Raw genomic sequence first — 20,220 nt, 5'->3', positions numbered from 1 at the left:
CAATAAATAATCACTGTGAGGGATACCCGATGTCAGAACATGCTCACCCCCTGAACGCCACACCTGGCGCCACGACCACCAGCAAGGAGTCGCAAAAGGTCATCTTCGCCTCGTCCCTGGGGACGGTGTTCGAGTGGTATGACTTTTTCCTCTACGGCGCCCTGGCGGCGGTCATCAGTAAACAGTTTTTTGCCGGGGTCAACGACACCACGGCGTTCATTTTCGCGCTGATGGCGTTTGCCGCCGGCTTTGTAGTCCGCCCTTTCGGCGCATTGGTATTCGGCCGCCTGGGCGACATGATCGGACGTAAATACACGTTCCTCGTGACGATCATCCTGATGGGCGTGGCCACCTTCTGCGTGGGGCTGCTGCCCACCTATTCAAGCATCGGGATTGCCGCGCCGATCATTCTGGTAGTGCTGCGCATGCTCCAGGGCCTGGCGCTGGGCGGTGAATACGGCGGCGCCGCGACCTATGTCGCCGAGCACGCGCCGGCCGGTAAACGTGGGTTCCACACCAGCTGGATTCAATCCACCGCGACCATCGGCCTGTTGCTGTCGCTGCTGGTGGTGCTGGCCTGCCGTTATTTCACCGGCGATCAATTTGAAGTCTGGGGCTGGCGCTTGCCGTTTCTGCTATCGATCGTGCTGCTGGGGATTTCCACCTGGATCCGCATGAGTCTGCACGAGTCGCCCGCGTTCCTGAAAATGAAAGAGCAAGGCAAAACCTGCAAGGCGCCGATCCGCGAGTCGTTCGGCAAGTGGGAAAACCTCAAGGTGGTGCTGATTGCATTGTTCAGCATCAACGCCGGCCAGGCCGTGACCTTCTACGCCGCGCAGTTTTATGTGCTGTTCTTCCTCACCCAGTTCCTGAAGATGGATCCGGCCCTGGCCAACATGCTGTTGATCATCAGTGTAGTGATCGGCGCGCCGTTCTTTATCTTCTTCGGCTGGCTGTCGGACAAAATGGGCCGCAAACCGGTCTTGATGGTCGGGCTGCTGCTCGCCACCGCACTGTACTTCCCGATCTTCAAGGGGCTGGCCCACTACACCAACCCGGCGATGGACCAGGCCAGCCGCCAGGCGCCGATCACCGTGCTGGCAGATCCGGCCACCTGCACCTTCCAGTTCGACCCGGTGGGCAAGGCGCGTTTTGACAGCCCGTGCGACAAGGTCAAGACCTTCCTGGTCAAACAAGGCCTGCCCTACAGCAGCCAAGCCGCACCCGCCGGCAGTGCCGTACACGTCAGCATCGGTGATATTCGCATCGACGGTTACGACGAAGACGCCCTGCGCGGCGCCGTGACGCTGGCTGGTTACCCGAAAGCGGCGGACGTGGCCCAGGTCAACAAGAGCATGGTGGTGGTGCTGATCGTCGCCCTGATCCTGATCGCGGCGATGTGCTACGGCCCGCTGGCGGCACTGATGGTGGAACTGTTCCCGACGCGCATCCGCTACACCTCCATGTCCCTGCCCTACCACATCGGCAACGGCTGGTTTGGTGGGTTCCTGCCGACGGTGTCGTTTGCCTTGGTGGTGTACACCGGCGATATCTTCTATGGGCTGTGGTACCCGGTAGTGATTACCGGAGTGAGCCTGATCGTCGGTTTGTTGTGCCTGAAGGAAACCCGGCACGTCGATATCGATAACAACTGATATCCCGCAACACTGTAGATCCCTTGTGGGAGCGGGCTTGTGTGGGAGCGGGCTTGCTCGCGAACGCAGAGTGTCAGTCACCGAATGCATCGACTGATTCTTCGCTATCGCGAGCAAGCCCGCTCCCACACGGGTTCCCCCCACACAAATTGCTGTATATCCATCCAGATAAAGCTTGCTCAACACCCTTCTCTTGCGCATCCTGCTTACATTCAACCTATGCAACGAATGTGGTGACCATGCGGCTGTTCCTCTGTGAAAAACCCTCCCAGGCCAAGGATATCGCCGCCGTGCTCGGCGCGCGCCGACGGGGTGACGGGTGTTGGGTGGGTTCGGGGGTCACGGTCACCTGGTGCATTGGCCACCTGCTGGAAACCGCACCGCCCGATGCGTACGACGCCAAGTACAAGCGCTGGGTGCTGGCCGACCTGCCCATCGTCCCGGAAAAATGGAAGATGAAGGTCAAGCCCAAGACTGCCAGCCAGTTCAAGGCAGTCAAGCGCCTGCTGGGCGAAGCCCAGGAACTGGTGATCGCCACCGATGCCGACCGCGAGGGCGAGATGATTGCGCGGGAACTGGTGGAGCATTGCCGTTATCGCGGGCCGATCCAACGGCTGTGGCTGTCGGCACTCGACGATGCCTCGATCCGCAAGGCCCTGGCCGCCCTCAAGCCCGGTGCCGAAACCTTCAGCCTTTACCATTCGGCCCTGGGCCGCTCCCGCGCCGACTGGTTGATCGGGATGAACATGAGCCGACTGTTTACGCTGCTGGGCCGCCAGTCCGGCTATCAGGGCGTATTGCCGGTCGGCCGGGTGCAAACCCCGACCCTGCGCCTGGTGGTGGACCGCGACCGCAGCATTGCAAACTTCGTCCCGGTGGCCTATTGGGCCATCGACGTCGACCTGAAGCACGACCACCTCACCTTTACTGCGCAATGGCGTGCCGCCGAAGACCTGTGTGACGACCAGGGCCGCTGCCTGAACCCCCAGCGAGCGCAAGAAGCTGCCACGGCAATCAGCCACGCGGCCAGCGCCCGACTGGTGAAGCTGCGCACCGAACGCATGCGCGAAGTAGCCCCGCTGCCCTTCGACCTGGGGACCTTGCAGGAAATCTGCTCCAAGAAGCTCGGTCTGGGCGCCCAGGAAACCCTGGATATCGCCCAGTCCCTCTACGAAACCCACAAGGTCATTACCTACCCGCGCAGTGATTGTGGTTACCTGCCCCTCAGCCAGCACGGCGACGCCTCGGCTATTCTCGCGGCGCTGGGCCGGGACGACCCGGCGGTCAACGCACTGATGCCACATATCGACCCCCGACGCCGTTCCCGCGCCTGGAACGATGCCAAGGTCAGTGCTCACCACGGCATCATCCCCACCGGGGCCGGCAAAAACCTGTCGCAATTGACTGGCAAACACCGTGCGGTCTTCACCTTGATCCGCGCCCGTTATCTGGCGCAGTTCCTGCCCAATCATGAGTACGACCGCACCCAGGCCGACTTCGACTGCGCGGGCCAAGCGCTGCGGGCGGTGGGCAAGGTGGTGATGGAGCCAGGCTGGAAGCGCGCCTTGCCCGAAGCCCTGGCACCGAGCAAGGGACGCGAGGCAGCACCAGCGCAATCGCTGCCGTCGTTGGTGCAAGGCCAGGATTACACGGTGGCCCAGGTCAACCTGAAAGACCTGTGGACCCAACCGCCAAAACCCTTCACCGAAGGCGATCTGATCAAGGCGATGAAAAACGTCGCCAAACTGGTGGAAGACCCGCTGCTCAAGCAAAAACTCAAGGACACCACGGGCATCGGCACCGAAGCGACGCGGGCCGGAATCATCCAGGGCTTGTTGGACCGGGGCTATCTGGTGAAAAACGGCAAGGCGCTGTCGGCCACCCCGGCGGCGTTCAGTCTGATCGACGCGGTGCCACGGGCGATTGCCGACCCTGGCACCACGGCCATTTGGGAGCAGGCCCTGGATATGGTGCAGAGCGGTGAAATGACGCTGGAAGAGTTCGTCGCCAAGCAAGCCGCGTGGATGAGCAAGCAGGTCACACGCTGTACCGGCCTGCGTTTGAGTATCAGTGGAGCGGCCAGCCCGGCGGGACGCGGTGCCACGTCGTGGAAGAGCAAGCGCAAGACGGGTGCCACGCCAAATCGGGCGAAAAAGCCGTCAAATGCACGATCAAAGGTGAAAAAAACCGGTGAATGACGTTTTTCGACCAGATATACGCCGCTTTCGACCTTGCCTCGGCGCGGAGCGTCTAGGATTCTGTAGGGGGTCTGCTGTCTTCCTACAACAACATCAGAGTGGTCGCCATGAAAACCGTCGCACAGTTGCTCAAAGTCAAGGACCAGAAAAACCAGGACGTCCACACCATCGAATGGGATCACACCGTGTTTGAAGCGCTGGTGGTAATGTCGGCGAAAAACGTCGGCGCCTTGCCGGTCATAAAGCAGGGGGCGGTGGTTGGCATCATCAGCGAGCGTGATTACGCCCGCAAGCTGGTACTCAAAGGCCTGTCATCCACCTCTACTTGCGTCAGTGATGTGATGAGCTCGCCGGTGATCAGCGTCGACACCCATAAAACCGTCGATCAGTGCATGAACATCATGACCGACAGCCACCTGCGCCACCTGCCCGTGGTCGAAAATGGTCAACTGCTGGGCCTGCTGTCGATTGGTGACCTGGTCAAAGAAGCCATTGCCGAACAAGCTGACCTGATCAAACAGCTGGAGCAATACATTCGCGGCGAATAGGGAAAACCCTGCTCGAGACGTTAGCACATCAGGCGGATCAGCTGAGTATCCTTGTGGGAGAGGTGGCTTGTCCTGTGGCGAGGGGGCTTGTCCCCCGTTGGGCTGCGCAGCAGCCCTCAAACCTGACATCCCGGTTTGACTGGACAACTGGACAACGGGGTAGGCCTTTTTGGGGCCGCTGCGCAGCCCAACGGGGGACAAGCCCCCTCGCCACAAAGGCGGCCCCCCTTATGTCGACACCCTGCACGATCAGACGGATAGTCAAGACGCACTTGAGCTGCAGCGGCTTTGTTCGGCTTGACCTGACGACCCGAAAGTGACGCCCAAGTCACTTTTTTGCGCATCCTCCTCGCCTCGCTAGAATTTATGTAGTGCTAAAAAATAATCACTACATAAACGTTGACGTAATCATTTTGCCCTTGCATGATTCAGACGTCTCCCGGATCGGGAGCGTTGGCAACAAGCGTTTTGAACAAGCTCGTCTGACCGCCGAGCTGTTTTTCCGGATGTGCACTGCCCACAAGGCAGATTGATGAAGCTGATCGGTCCGAAAGGGTCGGTACAAGAAGCTCAAATGCTCCTTGTCTTCGTTATGAAAGCATTGCGTAGCAGTTCATCAGCAACACTACATGCATCAGGTTCAAGACCCTGCCCGTATTCGGCAGACCGTTGCTAACGCCCGGTTTTCGGAACCGGAGACAACTAAGTTGTTTTAACGAATCAATTGAAGATCGCCAACTGGTCAAGGGGCTTACACATGAATCTGAACAACCAACCAACTATCGATGAATTGGCTGAGATGTTCGCAGCGCAGAAAGACACACTCGACGACCATATCCTGTGGATTGGCAAATCGGGCGAAGTCCAGATCGACTGCCTGGCGCCCCATACTGAAGAAGCCGAGTTCGACAAAAATAACCGTGAGCTGGCGGCGCGCCTGAAGATGTACCGTCGTGGCCAGGGTTATGTCGGCAAGAAAGCGGCTGCCGATCGCAACTTTATCGAGCAGGTCTTCCATACACTTAATACCGAGTGGCAGTCCCTCAAGGACAACTCGCACGTTAAAGTGATCGACCGATACTGCTGATAAAACCTACCCAATCACTTGAGCCTGCTCGTTTAATCGAGCAGGCTTTTTATTGCTCTAACCTTATTCAAGGCACTACGGGAAATCGGCCTTTGCCGACCTCATCGCAAAAAATATCAAACAAGGCCTGGGCCGCTGCCGACAATTCATGACCCGGCTTGGTCAGCACCCCAATAGGTCGTTCGATCACCGGATCCGTCAAGGTGATGCAACGGCCACCCGCCTCCTCCATCTGCCGCGCGCACAACGCCGGTACAGCACTGACACCCAACCCACTGGCGACCATTTTGCCCACCGTTGCCAGTTGATGGCTTTCCAGGGCTACCGGCAGCTTCATGCCCAAGGCGCCCAGGTGCTCCTCCAGCATCACCCGTACGGTGGAAGGTCGCTGCAAGGTGATGAAGGGCTGCGTCAGTAAGGTTTTCCAGTCGATTTCAGCCATCTGCGCCAAGGGGGAATCTCCCGGCACCACGGCGATAAAGCGATCCAGGTATAAGGGGGTGAACTGCAAGGACGAGCCGGGCGCGGGTTCGAACGCGACACCCAGTTCTACATGCCGATCCCGGACCATTTCCAGCACGTGTTCATTGATCAAGTCCTGCACAGTCACGTTGACCTGGGGAAAACGCGCACGAAACACCTTCAGGATCGGTGGTAACACATTACCGGCAAACGAGGGCATTGCCGCCACCGTCACGCGCCCGCGTTGCAGGGTAAAACGCTGGCGCAGTTCGTCCTCGGCGTTGTCCCAGTCGGCAATCAGGCGTCGGGCCAGGGGCAACAGGGATTCGCCCTCGGGCGTCAGCGCCACGTTGCGGGTATTGCGGCTGAACAACCGTCCACCCAGCCCTTCTTCCAGGCCTTTGATGGTCAGGCTCAGGGCTGACTGTGACAAATGCAGGCGCTCACACGCGGCAGCAAAACTCAGGCTCTGGGCCACGGCAAGGAAGGCGCGTATCTGTTTTACAGTCATCGCACTGCTCCAGAAAATCAAAAATTATGCTGTTTTTTAAATCAATCAACCTTAAAAAACAACTTAACAAATAAATCCAGCAGCGCAACACTCTGGAGCAATGGCTGGCCCACAAACAATAAAAGAGGTGCGTATGGCAGGTTTCGATAAACGCGTGGCGTCCTATGCAGAAGCGCTGGCAGGTCTTGAGGACGGCATGACCGTACTCGCCGGCGGCTTCGGCCTGTGTGGCATTCCGGAAAACCTGATCGCCGAGATCAAGCGCAAAGGCACCCGCAACCTGACCGTGGTCTCCAACAACTGCGGGGTCGACGGTTTCGGCTTGGGGGTGTTGCTAGAACAAAAGCAGATCAGCAAAGTGATCGCCTCCTATGTCGGTGAAAACGCCCTCTTCGAGAAGCAACTGCTCAGCGGCGAAATCGAAGTGATCCTGACCCCACAAGGCACTCTGGCCGAAAAGATGCGCGCGGGCGGTGCCGGTATCCCGGCCTTCTTCACCGCCACCGGCGTCGGCACCCCGGTGGCCGAAGGCAAGGAAACCCGTGACTTCAACGGTCGCCCGTACCTGATGGAAGAGTCCATCACCGGCGACTTTGCCATTGTCAAAGGCTGGAAAGCCGACCATTTCGGCAACGTCATCTACCGTCACACAGCGCAGAACTTCAACCCGCTGGCCGCTACCGCCGGCAAGATCACCGTGGTCGAGGTCGAGGAAATCGTCGAACCGGGCGCGCTGGACCCGGCGCAGATCCATACCCCAGGCATCTACGTCGACCGGATTATCTGCGGCACCTTCGAGAAGCGCATCGAACAGCGCACCGTACGCAAATAATCCTCCAGCCCCGAGAATAAGGAGACAACACATGGCTCTCACCCGCGAACAAATGGCGCAACGCGTGGCCCGCGAAATGCAAGATGGTTTCTACGTCAACCTGGGCATCGGCATCCCGACCCTGGTCGCCAACTATATTCCCGAAGGCATGGAAGTGATGCTGCAGTCGGAAAACGGCCTGCTGGGCATGGGCCCGTTTCCCACCGAAGAAACCATCGATGCCGACATGATCAACGCAGGCAAGCAAACCGTCACCGCGCGTATCGGCGCTTCGATCTTTTCCTCCGCTGAGTCCTTCGCGATGATTCGCGGCGGGCATGTCGACCTCACCGTGCTCGGCGCATTTGAAGTGGATGTCCAGGGCAACATTGCCTCATGGATGATCCCGGGCAAGCTGGTCAAGGGCATGGGCGGCGCCATGGACCTGGTGGCTGGCGCGGAAAACATCATCGTGATCATGACCCATGCCTCCAAGGATGGTGAGTCCAAACTGCTCAGCCAATGCAGCCTGCCGCTGACCGGCGCCAACTGCATCAAGCGCGTGTTGACCGACCTGGCCTATCTGGAAATCGAAAATGGCGCTTTTGTCCTCAAGGAACGCGCACCTGGCGTCAGCGTGGAAGAGATTGTCAGCAAGACCGCCGGTAAACTGATCGTCCCGGACCATGTTCCAGAAATGCAGTTCGCTGCCCAGTGAGGAAAGATTCCATGCAAGACGTCGTCATTGTTGCTGCCGCACGCACCGCCGTGGGCAGTTTCCAGGGCTCCCTGGCGAGCATCCCGGCGCCGGAGCTGGGGGCTGCGGTGATCCGCCGCCTGCTGGAGCAGACCGGCCTCGACCCTGCGCAGGTGGATGAAGTGATCCTCGGCCAGGTACTGACCGCAGGCAGCGGCCAGAACCCGGCGCGCCAGGCCTCGATCCTCGCCGGCCTGCCTCATGCGGTGCCGAGCCTGACCTTGAACAAGGTCTGCGGTTCCGGCCTCAAGGCCCTGCACCTGGGTGCGCAAGCCATCCGCTGCGGTGACGCCGAGGTGATCATCGCCGGTGGCATGGAGAACATGAGCCTGGCCCCCTATGTGTTGCCCGCCGCCCGTACCGGCCTGCGCATGGGCCACGCCAAGATGATCGACAGCATGATCACCGACGGCTTGTGGGACGCGTTCAACGACTATCACATGGGCATCACCGCCGAGAACCTGGTGGACAAGTACGGCATCAGCCGCGAAGCCCAGGATGCCTTCGCCGCCGCCTCCCAACAGAAAGCTGCCGCGGCCATCGAGGCCGGACGCTTTGCCGACGAAATCACGCCGATCCTGATTCCCCAGCGCAAGGGCGACCCGGTGGCCTTCGCCGTGGACGAACAACCCCGCGCCGGCACCACCGCCGAATCCCTGGGCAAGCTCAAGCCGGCCTTCAAGAAAGACGGCAGTGTCACGGCCGGCAATGCTTCCAGCCTGAATGACGGCGCGGCGGCGGTGTTGCTGATGAGTGCCGACAAGGCCAAGGCCCTCGGCCTGCCAGTCCTGGCCCGTATCGCCAGCTATGCCAACGCGGGTGTCGATCCGGCGATCATGGGGATTGGTCCGGTGTCGGCCACCCGCCGTTGCCTGGACAAGGCCGGCTGGACGCTGGGCGAACTGGATCTGATCGAAGCCAACGAAGCCTTCGCCGCGCAAGCACTGGCGGTGGGCAAGGAGTTGGAGTGGGATGCCGACAAGGTCAACGTCAACGGCGGTGCCATTGCCATCGGCCACCCGATTGGCGCGTCAGGCTGCCGGGTGCTGGTCACGCTGCTTCACGAAATGATCAAGCGCGATGCCAAGAAAGGTTTGGCGACCTTGTGCATCGGTGGCGGCCAGGGCGTGGCGCTGGCCCTCGAACGCAACTGATTCAACGAGCAACATGAGAAAGGCCCGACTCCACGAAAAGTCGGGCCTTTTTTTATCCGGCGGAAATGGCTAATGCCGAGCGCAACCTGTGGGAGGTTGGCCTCATTGCCCGGTAGAGGGTGTCGGCACCGCGAACACCGCACTGGCCCGCACCACCACCTTCTCTGCAACGTGCAGGCTGACCGTGGCAAACGCCATCTGCCGCCCGCGCTTGTGATGTTCCAGGTGCACCTCGATCCACTCTCCCACCTGCACCGCGCCCAGGTAATCAAGGGTCATGCTGGCCGTGATCAAAGGCAGCGGGGGATCACTGGAGAACGCCATCGCGTACCCCATGCCGACATCCGCCAGGGTCGCCAACACCCCACCATGAACCGTGCCACGTCCGTTGGCATGGCGGCTGTCGGCACGCAGGCCAAGGCGCAATCGCAAGCCTTCGCCACGGCAATACACCGGCCCCAGCAGATCCAGGAGCGGGCTGCTGCGCGGCAACAGGATGAAACCTTGAGGAATGGCGGTCATGGCGAACTCGTCCTTTGGGACGATGAGGTTTAACCCGGTTCCAGCCCCACGACCACCAACATCCACCACACAAATCCGCACCAATAGCGCCTGTCGATTGATAACGGTGATGCCGACAGGCGCATCATCGCTTCATGCAACGCTGATAACGATCATTCACGCGGTTGGCGAACCACGCCGTGGTCAGCTTGCGGGTGATCTTCGGGCTTTTCAGCACGATGCCCGGCAAGACCGCCCGTGGCAGCGGCTTGCCTTCGGCTTTCTCGGCCAAGGCAAATACCCGCTGGTACAGGGTCGTCTCTTCAAAATCCAGGCTATCGCCCTGTTCCAACTGACTGCGGATACTCGGATTACGCATACCCAGCGCCTTGCCCAACGAGCGCACCGCGAGTTCGGTGTTGCCGGGCATGATCGAGCCATGACGGATCAAATCCCCGTCCAGCGCCAGCGTCTTGCCCGACGCGCGACTGACAGCCGCCTGGAACGCCGCATTGCGACTGGCGTACCAGCCAGCGTTGAAATCAGCGAAGCGGTACAACGGCTGATCGTAATTCACCGGGTAGCCCAGCAAATGCATGATGCCGAAATACATGCCGCCACGTCGGGTGAACACTTCCCGGCGAATACTGCCGTCCACCGTGTAGGGATAACCCCGCGCCTGGTGCTCGGCGAAGGCAATGCTGACCTGCATCGGACCTGCGGTGTGGACCGGATTGAAACTGCCGAACAGCGTGCGTCCCAAAGGCACGACACTGATGAAGTCATCGAAAATGGCGCTCAAGTCTTTTTCGGTACGGGCAGCCTTCAAGCGCTCGGCATAGGATTTGCCGGTGGGTGAGCGCAATTGCAGCGCCGTGCGCACCAGCACGCCGGGGACGTGGAGCCTGGCCGCGCGCCGGAGGATTTCATCCTGGGCAATCTTGCCCATGTTCGGTACCGGTGGATCGACCTGATAGGTGGACTCTTGCTCGGTCACGGCCAGCACCGCACAGATATTCTCGGTGCCGGGGTAGATTTCCTGGGTGTTGAATGCCGTGTAAATATCCTGGGCCCAGCCAGCACGGTCGGGGACCTTGGCCGGTATCAAGCGCACGATCTGCGCCTTGACTTCGGCCTCACTGCGCTCGGGTTGCTGCTGACTGCGTTGGGTCGAACAGCCGGCCAGCACCAACAAAGTGGTCAGGCAGAAGATCAGGCGGGATGAGTACATGAAGTGTCCTTGAGCGGTGAAGGTCCAGTCTTGGCAGATATCGACCGGCAAGTCCAACGTCGGTTCGCTGCGCTCGCCAACGCCTGCGGAATATGGAAGGATCGAGCCCCGTGGTTCCAACAAGGAGTTGGAACACTATGCTCAGCCTGAACTTCCTCATTACCTGCCTGATCGTCGTACTGATCCCCGGAACCGGTGTGATTTTCACCGTTTCCACAGGCCTGACGGCCGGCAAACGCGCGAGTATCTTCGCCGCGCTGGGCTGTACCGCGGGCATCGTCCCACATCTGCTGGCTTCAGCCTTGGGCTTGTCTGCCCTGCTGCACACCAGCGCCCTGGCGTTCGAAGCGCTGAAGTATGCCGGGGCTGCTTACTTGCTGTATCTGGCGTATATCACCTGGCGCGATCGGTCTGCCTTCGCGGTGAATGACACGCCAACCACGTCCAGCGCCCGCAGCCTGATGTTACGGGGCTTTTTGCTGAATATCCTCAACCCGAAGCTGACCATTTTTTTCCTGGCCTTTCTGCCTCAGTTCGTGACGCCGGGCGCTGGCGCGCCCGTCCTGCAAATGGCAATACTGAGCAGTGTGTTCATGGCGATGACGTTCGCGGTGTTTGTGATCTATGGCCTCTTGGCCAATGTCTTTCGTCGCGCCGTGATCGAGTCACCACGGGTACAGCACTGGTTGCGCCGCAGTTTTTCCGCAGCCTTTGCAGGCCTGGGACTGAACCTGGCATTTGCCCAACGCTAAAGCCTCGCCACGCTGCAGGAGCGCGGTAGACGCGCTCCTGCAGACAATCACCTGGTTCAGATCCCGGCCAGCGCCAGGTCCATCGCAAAGTAGGTGAAGATCAGGTCCGCGCCCGCCCGCTTGATCGAGCCCAGGCTTTCACGCACCACCCGGGCTTCATCAATCGCCCCCGCCTGGGCACCGAACTTGATCATCGCGTACTCGCCGCTGACCTGATATGCCGCCACCGGCAGACGCGAGGCTTCGCGGATATCGCGGATGATGTCCAGGTACGCCCCGGCAGGCTTGACCATCAATGAGTCGGCGCCTTCCTGCTCATCCAACAGCGACTCATGCACGGCTTCGCGGCGGTTCATCGGGTTCATCTGGTAGCTTTTACGGTCGCCCTTCAACGCACTGCCGCCGGCCTCGCGGAACGGACCGTAGAGGGCCGAGGCGAATTTGGTGGAATACGCCATGATCGGGATATGCGTGAAGCCCGCCTCGTCCAGCGCCCGGCGAATAGCCTGGACCTGACCGTCCATTGCCGCCGACGGCGCAATCACGTCAGCACCGGCACGCGCGGCGGCCACGGCTTGCTTGCCGAGGTTGACCAGCGTGCGGTCGTTATCGACTTCAGTGCCGTGCATCACGCCGCAATGTCCATGATCGGTGTATTCGCAAAAGCAGGTGTCGGACATGACGATCATTTCCGGCACCGCATCCTTGCAGATGGCGGACATGCGCGATACCAGGCCACGCTCGTTCCAGGTGTCACTGCCGCTGGCGTCCAGGTGGTGCGACACGCCAAAGGTCATCACCGACTTGATCCCGGCGCGGGCGTAGCGTTCGATTTCACCGGCCAGTTTCGACTCAGGGATCCGCATCACGCCCGGCATGCTGGTAATGGGCACGAACGCATCGATTTCTTCTTCGACGAAGATCGGCAATACCAGATCATTCAGGGTGAATTCGCTTTCCTGGAACAGGCTGCGCAACTCCGGAGAACGGCGCAGACGGCGAGAACGGGCTTCGGGGAACTGACTGGACATGAATTTTCCTACAATTTCCTACAAGAAAGGCCAGCGCATCTGGCAAGGGCGGTAGCGTAAGGGCGAAAGCTTATGCCCGGATTGACCGAGAGCACAAACCCCGCGTCCATAACGCTGTTTTTCCATTCACGTAACAATGGCGTTTGCGACAATCTCCGTTAAAGCGTCAAGCGCCCTTCGATACACAACGTAACGGCGCCACCGATCCAGATTTCATCGCCCTGCTGCACCACCCGGATTCGCCCGACACGGCCCATGGCCGTGCCCTGGCTGACCATATAACGGCTTGGCGCCAGGCCTTCAGTCAACAGCCATTGAGCGACTCCCGCATTCAGGCTGCCGGTCGCCGGGTCTTCCGGCGCACCATCGCCGGCAACAAAGGCGCGCACTTCAAATTGCGCTTCGTCACCGTCCCGAGACGGGTTCCACGGCGCAATCACTCCCACCGCCAAGCCTGACAGCTGCGAATAGTCCGGTTGCAGACCCAGCACGGTCTCCCGATCCGCCAACATCAGCGCCAGCCAGCCCGCGCCATTGTCGACCCACTGGCTGCGGAGAATGGCGTGCGGTTCAAGATCCAGCGCCAAGCGCACACGTTCCAGCAAATCCGCCTCCAGCGGGCCTGAGCGCAACAGCGGTGGCGCGACAAAAGCCAGTTCCTCACCTTCGCGGCGAATGCGCACCAGGCCGATCTCGCATTCCTGAATGATTTCTTCACCCTTGGGCACACCGCCGGCCTGCAGCCAGGCATGGCAACTGCCCAGGGTGGGATGGCCGGCGAAAGGCAGCTCGTTCAAGGTGGTGAAAATACGCACGCGGTAATCGGCACGCGGATCACGGGGCTTGAGCAGAAACGTGGTTTCGCTGAGGTTTGTCCATTTGGCGAAGTCGGCCATTTGCTGGTCGCTGAGGCTGTCGGCGCCCAGCACCACAGCAAGTGGATTGCCTTTGATGGCGTGGTGACTGAAGACATCCAGTTGTTTGAAATCGAAAGAAGGCATGAAATTCCTATCAAAAAATCAGTGGTATTCAGCGTCAGCCAGGAAGTTAGCAATCCTCGAGCCCCGAGGCAGACAATCCAACCCTATTCATCTGGCACGCGACCTGCTGCGTTCTTCAATTCGCAACATCCGCTGCTTAATCTCCTGTACAAGAGAACCAAAAGGCGAAGTTGTACTCTTAAAAAGCGCTTAAGCGGTTGAATGGAGGCGTACCGCCATATTGTCATGGAATGTCATGCGATGCTGGAAGCAACGCTGTGGCCGGGCTTGTTAGCCTCAATCCGATGCACTGAAGACCTGACCCTGATGAAATTACAGTCTCTAAGCCTGGCCAAACGTTTTAAACGATATTCATACATTATGTTGCCGTTTCTGGTGGTGGGCGGCGCGTTGATGGTGACCCTGGAAGTCCGGGAAAGCCGCGCACAACAGGTTGATGGCGTACAGACACTGGTGTTCCTGCGCCACGGCGAGAAACCTGCCGGAGGTCTGGGCCAGCTCAACTGCCAGGGCCTCAATCGCGCGATGAACCTGGCCACGGTGTTGCCGGAAAAATTCGGCGCCGCCGATTTTGTGTTTGCGGCCAATCCGACCCGGAATGTCGAGGAAGGCGAACTGGACAATTCCTACAGTTATATTCGCCCATTGATGACCATCAGCCCTAGCGCCATCAAACTCGGGTTGCCGGTAAACATCGAGTTTTCGGCCAATGACACCAGTGATCTGGCTGATGAGTTGGTGGGTAGCAAATACCGCAACTCGACCATCTACACCGCCTGGTCCCACGGTTATCTGCCGGAATTGATCAACAAGGTGGCAAGCGAAGCGCTGGGTGAAAAACGCACGATTACCGATGACTGGTCCGGGACTGACTTCGACACGCTCTACGTGCTGACCCTGACATGGCACAACGGCAAGGCCAGCCTGCTCAGCCGCAACTACAAGCAGGGCCTGGATAACGGCCTGCACACGTGCCCGGATGCAACGCATGCCGGCTGACCGGACCGTCTGAGGGAGCAGCAGCCGAGCTTCCCAGGCGAATCGTCTTGCCTGCGCGTATGATGTGCCGCTATCGACTTACCTGCGGATCATCCCCTATGTCCAACCTCACCTCCGCCAGCCCCGCACGCGGCTGGTCTTTCTGGTGGAAACCGGCGCTGTTTCTCCTGGTGGCCTGTATCGGCCTCTATTACGTGAAATGGTCACCCTACTACCTCAAGTCCTTCGTGGCGGCGGACAGCCACAGTATCGGCGCCTCCATTCTCGACGACCAGCACACGACTCCGCTGGCGGCTGCCCTGGCCTATTCCAAGGTGTATTTCCTAGCGATCTGGAAAGCTGCCGTATTGGCGGTGCTGCTCGGCTCGCTGCTGCAAGTGCTGATCCCACGGGACTGGCTGTTGCGTCTGTTCGGACGCGCCGGGCTCGGCTCCACCTTACGCGGCAGCCTGTTCGCCCTGCCGGGCATGATGTGCAGTTGCTGCGCCGCGCCAGTGGCCGCGGGCATGCGACGCCAGCAGGTATCGGTGGGAGCGGCGTTGGCGTTCTGGATGGCCAACCCGGTGCTCAACCCGGCCACTCTGGTATTCATGGGCTTTGTCCTCGGGTGGGATTTTGCCGCGCTGCGGCTGGTGGCCGGGCTGGTGTTGGTGGTCGGTGTCGCGTTGATCGCCCAACGCATCGCCCGTCCTGAACAGGTGCCGCAGGTAGCACTGGAGGCCGTGGCCGATGTCAGCACCACCGAAACCCAGCCGTTCCTGAGTCGTTGGCTGCACACCTTGTGGCAGTTGTTCTGGAGCACCATCCCGGTCTACATCCTGGCGGTGCTGCTACTGGGCGCGGCGCGGGTGTGGTTGTTTCCCCACGTGGACGGCGCGATGGCCGACAGCCTGGTGTGGCTGGTGCCGCTGGCGGTGGTCGGCACGCTGTTTGTGATTCCCACGGCGGCGGAAATTCCTATCGTGCAAACCATGATGACGCTCGGTCTTGGCACCGGGCCGGCCGTGGCGCTGTTGATGACCCTGCCCAGCGTGAGCCTGCCGTCGCTGTTGATGCTGCGCAGGGATTTCGACGCACGCGTGCTGGTGACCGTGGCCGGGCTGACCATGCTGATGGGTGTAGTGTGTGGGTTGGTGGCGGTGGTGATTCTCTAGTTATCCGATGCTGTTGAGATATGCCGCGAGGGTTGGGTTGGGGGCATCCGCGACGATGCGATCAACCTGCGCCCCGCCGCACATCTCGCTCACGCAAGTACTCCAATACCGCGCCCTGCTCCCCGGCGAACTCGATCCGTGCACCTTTCTTCTCGCGCTGGAAGGCGTACATCGGGTCGTAATATTCGCGCAGCAAGCCTTCTATCCAACTTCGGTGCAGGTCCACTGAACCCGTGCGGGCCTGCTCTTGCAGGGCCTCCTGCAACAGGATCTGCAAACGCTGGAAACGCTCGCCGCCCAGGCGTTTATGGATATTGCCCAGGCTTTGGGTCAGGCGCTCGGCAAACAACCCTTGGCCCTCGTCACCAAACACCTCGACGAATTCGGCGCACAGGTCGACCACATAATCGCGCAGGATTCGCTCGACCCGACCGGCGATGCTGTCTTCCAGCCACACCATCGGCATCGTCTGCATAGCCTTGTGCAACGCCAGCGGCAAAGCACAACTGCCGATCATGCGGCTCTCGTCCTCCAGCACAAACTGCTCAATATCGACCGTGCGCTTTTTCAGCACGTCGACTGCCAGGCGATTCTCAAAATCGATATTCGACGGTTGCCCGGTGGCCCGTTTGCCGAAACTGGAACCCCGGTGATTCGCGTGCCCTTCCAGGTCCAGGGCATTGCGCAATTGGCCGAGCACTTCGGTCTTGCCGGTGCCGGTCATGCCGCCCAGCAAAACAAAGTCACATTCGTCCGCAGCCTGCTCAAGGGTGTCGAGCAAAAAACTCCGCATGGCTTTGTAACCACCGCCCACCCGCGGGTAGTCGACGCCCGCCTCGCGCAACCACTGCTGGACGATCTGCGAACGCAGGCCGCCGCGAAAGCAGTACAGGTAACCGTCCGGGTTGGCGCGGGCAAACCGCGCCCATTGCTCGACGCGCTCGGCCTTGACCGCCCCGGACACCAACTCGTGCCCCAGCACAATCGCCGCCTGCTGCCCTTGCTGCTTGTAGCACGTGCCGACTCGCTGGCGTTCGTCATCGGTCATCAAGGGCAAGTTGACCACGCCCGGGAACGCGCCCTTGACGAATTCAACCGGTGCGCGGGTATCCATCATTGGCCGGTCGTTGAGAAAAATATCGCGGTAATCGGTGATATCGACGGACATCAAGACACCTCTACCGCGTTGCTCTGTCGCTCCACCAATTGTCCGATGGGTGTCAGGTTCAGCCCCAGTTCGGCCGCCACGCCGAGGAATTCGGCTTCACCCTCCGGGGTGACCGCCACCAACAGGCCGCCGCTGGTTTGCGGATCACACAGCACACGTTTGTGCAGTTCGTTGATACGCCCCAGACGGTTGGCATAGCTGTCGAAGTTGCGCAGCGTGCCGCCGGGTACGCAGCCTTGATCCAGGTAATACTCGACGCCTGGCAAGCGTGGGACCTTGTCGTATTCGATGTGTGCGGTCAAACCGCTGCCGTCAGCCATCTCTACCAGATGCCCCAGCAAACCGAAACCGGTCACATCGGTCATTGCGGTGACGCCGGCCAGCTTGCCGAAACGGCTACCCGGTGTGTTGAGGGTACACATCCAGTCCCGCGCCAATCCGATATCGGTGTCACGCAACTTACCCTGCTTTTCCGCGGTGGTCAGGATGCCGATGCCCAAGGGTTTGCTCAGGTATAAACGGCAGCCGGCGCTGGCCGTGTCGTTGCGCTTCATATGGCGCTTGTCCACCAGCCCGGTAACGGCCAGGCCAAAGATCGGTTCCGGCGCGTCGATGGAATGGCCACCGGCCAGGGGAATGCCAGCGGCGTCGCACACCGAACGGCCACCGCGAATCACTTCGCGGGCAATTTCCGGGGCCAGCACATTGACTGGCCAGCCGAGAATGGCGATGGCCATCAACGGGGTGCCACCCATGGCGTAGATATCACTGATGGCGTTGGTCGCGGCAATACGGCCGAAGTCGAAAGGGTCATCGACGATCGGCATGAAAAAGTCAGTGGTGGAGACCACGCCACGTTCTTCGTCGATGGCATACACCGCCGCATCATCGCGCGAGGCATTGCCGACCCAGAGTTTGGGATCCAGGTTCTGCGCACCGCTGCCGGCGAGGATTACTTCCAGGACCTTGGGCGAGATCTTGCAACCACAACCCGCGCCGTGACTGTACTGGGTAAGGCGAATCTGCTCGTTCATGGGGGACCTCAGGCTATCAAGTCTGTGGATTCTAACAGACAGCAAAAGGCCGGCCGGGCTATTGAGCGCGGCCGGCCTTTGGGGTTCAGCGGTTACTGCCTGGCGGCGAGCAGTCGCTTATGACGGTTGCGCCGTGCAATGTTCAGGCATTCGATCGCTGCCGAGAACGTCATGGCCGCATACACATAGCCTTTAGGCACATGGGCACCAAAGCCTTCGGCAATCAGCGTCATGCCGATCATGATCAAGAAGCCTAGGGCCAGCATCACCACTGTCGGGTTGTCGTTGATGAACTTGGCCAGCGGTTCAGCCGCCACCAGCATCACGATGACCGAGACCACCACGGCAATGATCATGATTGGCAAGTGCTCGGTCATGCCGACAGCCGTAATGATGCTGTCGATCGAGAACACCAGGTCGAGCAACAGGATCTGCCCGATAGCAGCTGCAAAGCCGATGGACACGACATTGCCAGTGCTTTGCTTCTCCTCAGGCTCCGGGTCCATGCTGTGATGGATCTCGGTCGTCGCCTTCCACACCAGGAACAGGCCGCCAGCGATCAGGATCATGTCCTTCCAGGAAAACGCCTGGCCGAACACTTCAAACACCGGCGCCGTCAACTGCACGATAAACGCGATGGTGCTCAACAAGCCCAGGCGCAGGACCAGCGCCATGCTGATACCAATACGGCGTGCCTTGGCCCGATGCTTTTCCGGGAGTTTGTTGGTGAGAATCGAGATAAAAATCAGGTTGTCGATCCCCAACACGATTTCCATCACGATCAAAGTCGCCAGGGCGACCCAGGCGGTAGGGCTCGCGGCCAGTTGTACAAGGTAATCCATAGGTCAGTCCTGACTCGGTGTTCGAAAAATTAGGTTTCTTGCGAGGTGGTCTCAGGCGTGTTGCGCTGCTCTTCCTCGTCTTCCTTCGGTGCGATCAAACCTTGAGTGGCTTCGCTCAACGCCTGCTCGGCGGCCTTGTGAGTCTCGTCGATCGCTTGCTTGGCCGATTCGCTGGCTTTGCCCAGCAATTGCTGTGCACTTTTTTCGGCCTGGTCACAGCCGCTGATCATCACTAATGAAAGCGCAAGCAACGACGCCGCGCCTATAGAGTTGAGTTTCATGATGCTTTCCTCATTAGAACCATTGGACCCAAGCAGTGGGTCCGCGATAGCGAGGCATTCTAAGGAGATAGACACTTCAGTAAAATTCGTATTTTTTTCGCTTATACTTCGAGTTTTACGAAGTGTAGGTCGCCATGCTCAATTACCGACAAGTGCATTACTTCTGGGTCGTGGCCAAGACCGGCAGCATCGTGCGCGCCTGTGAGCAACTGAACCTCACGCCCCAGACCATTAGCGGACAAATCAGCCTGCTGGAACAAACCTTCGGTGTCGCGCTGTTTCAACGGGTCGGCCGTCAGTTGGAACTGACCGAAGCCGGGCGACGGGCCCTGCCCTACGCCGAGCAGATGTTTCAGACAGGCAATGAATTGGAGGCGTTGTTGCGCGCGCAGCCGGATGAACAGCAGATCCTGTTCCGGGTGGGGGTAGCGGATGTAGTACCCAAGTCCATCGTCTATCGGCTGATCGCGCCGACCATGGAGCTCAGCGAGCCCCTGCGCATCACCTGCCGCGAAGACAAACTCGAACGTTTATTGGCTGACCTGGCGATCCAGCGCCTGGACCTGGTGATCTCCGACAGCCCCATGCCTACGCACCTGGACATCAAGGGCTACAGCCAGAAGCTGGGGGAATGTGGCATCAGTTTTTTCGCCACCCAAGCATTGGCTGACCAGCATCGCGGCACTTTCCCACAGTGCCTGCAGGGCGCACCGTTGTTGATTCCCGGCGCGGAAACCGTAATACGCAGCCGTTTGCAGCGTTGGTTCGCCGAACAACAGATCCAACCGAAGATCATCGGCGAGTTCGACGACAGCGCCTTGATGCAGGCCTTCGGCCAATCCGGCAGCGGGATTTTTATTGCGCCCAGCGTGATTGCCGATGAGGTAGAGCGGCAGTATGGCGTCATACTGCTCGGCCAGACGGACGCGGTGACTGAATCGTTCTACGCCATATCGGTGGAGCGCAAGGTCAAGCACCCCGGCATCATGGCGATTACCGAAGGTGCCCGACGAGAACTGTTTACCGCCCTGCCCGGCTGAAAT

General features: G+C 59.9%; 20 protein-coding genes. 11 read left to right on the top strand and 9 right to left on the bottom strand.

Going from position 1 to position 20,220, the window contains the following annotated elements:
• Positions 1 to 29 precede the first annotated feature (29 nt).
• The 4 genes from BLU75_RS06645 to BLU75_RS06630 all read left to right on the top strand — a co-directional run bounded on the left by BLU75_RS06645 (position 30) and on the right by BLU75_RS06630 (position 5,488).
• Positions 30 to 1,655 carry an MFS transporter gene (locus tag BLU75_RS06645; protein ID WP_084377775.1) on the top strand — a complete coding sequence of 542 codons (1,626 nt, stop codon included), beginning with the start codon at positions 30 to 32 and terminating at the stop codon, positions 1,653 to 1,655.
• A 239-nt stretch (positions 1,656 to 1,894) separates the two neighbouring features.
• Positions 1,895 to 3,853: a DNA topoisomerase III gene (locus tag BLU75_RS06640; protein WP_084377773.1), complete on the top strand. Its 1,959-nt coding sequence runs from the start codon at positions 1,895 to 1,897 to the stop codon at positions 3,851 to 3,853.
• Positions 3,854 to 3,960: 107 nt separating this feature from the next.
• Positions 3,961 to 4,401, top strand: a complete 441-nt coding sequence (locus BLU75_RS06635; RefSeq protein ID WP_084377771.1) for a CBS domain-containing protein — start codon at positions 3,961 to 3,963, stop codon at positions 4,399 to 4,401.
• A gap of 757 nt (positions 4,402 to 5,158) precedes the next feature.
• On the top strand, positions 5,159 to 5,488 hold the full coding sequence (locus tag BLU75_RS06630; protein ID WP_084377769.1) for a hypothetical protein: 330 nt from the start codon (positions 5,159 to 5,161) through the stop codon (positions 5,486 to 5,488).
• Positions 5,489 to 5,555: 67 nt separating this feature from the next.
• On the opposite strand, the gene BLU75_RS06625 is transcribed toward BLU75_RS06630, so the two are convergent.
• Positions 5,556 to 6,461 carry a LysR family transcriptional regulator gene (locus tag BLU75_RS06625; RefSeq protein WP_084377767.1) on the bottom strand — a complete coding sequence of 302 codons (906 nt, stop codon included), beginning with the start codon at positions 6,459 to 6,461 and terminating at the stop codon, positions 5,556 to 5,558.
• A 133-nt stretch (positions 6,462 to 6,594) separates the two neighbouring features.
• Here BLU75_RS06625 and BLU75_RS06620 point away from each other — a divergent pair, with 133 nt between their 5' ends.
• Genes BLU75_RS06620 through BLU75_RS06610 form a run of 3 tightly spaced genes read left to right on the top strand, consistent with a single transcriptional unit; the run spans position 6,595 to position 9,183 of the window.
• Positions 6,595 to 7,293, top strand: coding sequence for a CoA transferase subunit A (locus BLU75_RS06620; protein WP_084377765.1), 699 nt, complete (start codon positions 6,595 to 6,597; stop codon positions 7,291 to 7,293).
• 31 nt (positions 7,294 to 7,324) lie between these two features.
• The gene (locus BLU75_RS06615) at positions 7,325 to 7,990 is read left to right on the top strand and encodes a CoA transferase subunit B (protein WP_084377763.1); all 666 of its coding nucleotides are present in this window, start codon (positions 7,325 to 7,327) and stop codon (positions 7,988 to 7,990) included.
• Positions 7,991 to 8,001: 11 nt separating this feature from the next.
• Positions 8,002 to 9,183 (top strand): acetyl-CoA C-acetyltransferase, encoded by a 1,182-nt coding sequence (locus BLU75_RS06610; RefSeq protein ID WP_084377761.1) that lies wholly within the window; start codon positions 8,002 to 8,004, stop codon positions 9,181 to 9,183.
• Positions 9,184 to 9,285: 102 nt separating this feature from the next.
• On the opposite strand, the gene BLU75_RS06605 is transcribed toward BLU75_RS06610, so the two are convergent.
• Positions 9,286 to 9,705 (bottom strand): PaaI family thioesterase, encoded by a 420-nt coding sequence (locus tag BLU75_RS06605; protein ID WP_084377759.1) that lies wholly within the window; start codon positions 9,703 to 9,705, stop codon positions 9,286 to 9,288.
• 124 nt (positions 9,706 to 9,829) lie between these two features.
• Positions 9,830 to 10,915 carry a DUF1615 domain-containing protein gene (locus tag BLU75_RS06600; protein WP_084377804.1) on the bottom strand — a complete coding sequence of 362 codons (1,086 nt, stop codon included), beginning with the start codon at positions 10,913 to 10,915 and terminating at the stop codon, positions 9,830 to 9,832.
• 137 nt (positions 10,916 to 11,052) lie between these two features.
• Here BLU75_RS06600 and BLU75_RS06595 point away from each other — a divergent pair, with 137 nt between their 5' ends.
• Positions 11,053 to 11,667, top strand: coding sequence for a LysE family translocator (locus tag BLU75_RS06595; protein WP_084377757.1), 615 nt, complete (start codon positions 11,053 to 11,055; stop codon positions 11,665 to 11,667).
• 56 nt (positions 11,668 to 11,723) lie between these two features.
• Here the strand turns inward: BLU75_RS06595 and hemB are convergent, their stop codons facing one another.
• Both hemB and BLU75_RS06585 read right to left on the bottom strand, forming a co-directional pair.
• The gene (hemB, locus tag BLU75_RS06590) at positions 11,724 to 12,698 is read right to left on the bottom strand and encodes a porphobilinogen synthase (protein WP_084377755.1); all 975 of its coding nucleotides are present in this window, start codon (positions 12,696 to 12,698) and stop codon (positions 11,724 to 11,726) included.
• A gap of 158 nt (positions 12,699 to 12,856) precedes the next feature.
• Positions 12,857 to 13,699 carry a PhzF family phenazine biosynthesis protein gene (locus BLU75_RS06585; RefSeq protein ID WP_084377753.1) on the bottom strand — a complete coding sequence of 281 codons (843 nt, stop codon included), beginning with the start codon at positions 13,697 to 13,699 and terminating at the stop codon, positions 12,857 to 12,859.
• A gap of 306 nt (positions 13,700 to 14,005) precedes the next feature.
• On the opposite strand from BLU75_RS06585, the gene BLU75_RS06580 reads away from it, so the two are divergent.
• Positions 14,006 to 14,698, top strand: coding sequence for a histidine phosphatase family protein (locus BLU75_RS06580; protein ID WP_084377802.1), 693 nt, complete (start codon positions 14,006 to 14,008; stop codon positions 14,696 to 14,698).
• A 98-nt stretch (positions 14,699 to 14,796) separates the two neighbouring features.
• Positions 14,797 to 15,852, top strand: coding sequence for a permease (locus BLU75_RS06575; protein ID WP_084377751.1), 1,056 nt, complete (start codon positions 14,797 to 14,799; stop codon positions 15,850 to 15,852).
• A gap of 61 nt (positions 15,853 to 15,913) precedes the next feature.
• On the opposite strand, the gene mnmH is transcribed toward BLU75_RS06575, so the two are convergent.
• The 4 genes from mnmH to BLU75_RS06555 all read right to left on the bottom strand — a co-directional run bounded on the left by mnmH (position 15,914) and on the right by BLU75_RS06555 (position 19,177).
• A complete protein-coding gene (mnmH, locus tag BLU75_RS06570; RefSeq protein ID WP_084377749.1) occupies positions 15,914 to 17,020 on the bottom strand; it encodes a tRNA 2-selenouridine(34) synthase MnmH in 1,107 nt (368 codons plus the stop codon).
• Entirely contained in the window at positions 17,020 to 18,054 is a 1,035-nt protein-coding gene (selD, locus tag BLU75_RS06565; RefSeq protein ID WP_084377748.1) for a selenide, water dikinase SelD, read from the bottom strand. Before selD ends, mnmH begins: the two co-directional genes overlap by 1 nt.
• Positions 18,055 to 18,146: 92 nt before the next feature.
• Complete coding sequence (locus tag BLU75_RS06560) at positions 18,147 to 18,896, bottom strand: TerC family protein (protein ID WP_084377746.1); 750 nt, start codon at positions 18,894 to 18,896, stop codon at positions 18,147 to 18,149.
• A 29-nt stretch (positions 18,897 to 18,925) separates the two neighbouring features.
• Positions 18,926 to 19,177, bottom strand: coding sequence for a hypothetical protein (locus tag BLU75_RS06555; protein ID WP_084377744.1), 252 nt, complete (start codon positions 19,175 to 19,177; stop codon positions 18,926 to 18,928).
• Positions 19,178 to 19,311: 134 nt separating this feature from the next.
• Here BLU75_RS06555 and nhaR point away from each other — a divergent pair, with 134 nt between their 5' ends.
• Entirely contained in the window at positions 19,312 to 20,217 is a 906-nt protein-coding gene (nhaR, locus tag BLU75_RS06550) for a transcriptional activator NhaR (protein ID WP_084377742.1), read from the top strand.
• Positions 20,218 to 20,220: the final 3 nt, after the last annotated feature.

The organism is Pseudomonas mucidolens, assembly GCF_900106045.1.
Taxonomy (GTDB): domain Bacteria; phylum Pseudomonadota; class Gammaproteobacteria; order Pseudomonadales; family Pseudomonadaceae; genus Aquipseudomonas; species Aquipseudomonas mucidolens.
Note: the sequence above shows the minus strand (reverse complement) of the source record. Positions and strands in the feature narration are given on the sequence as shown.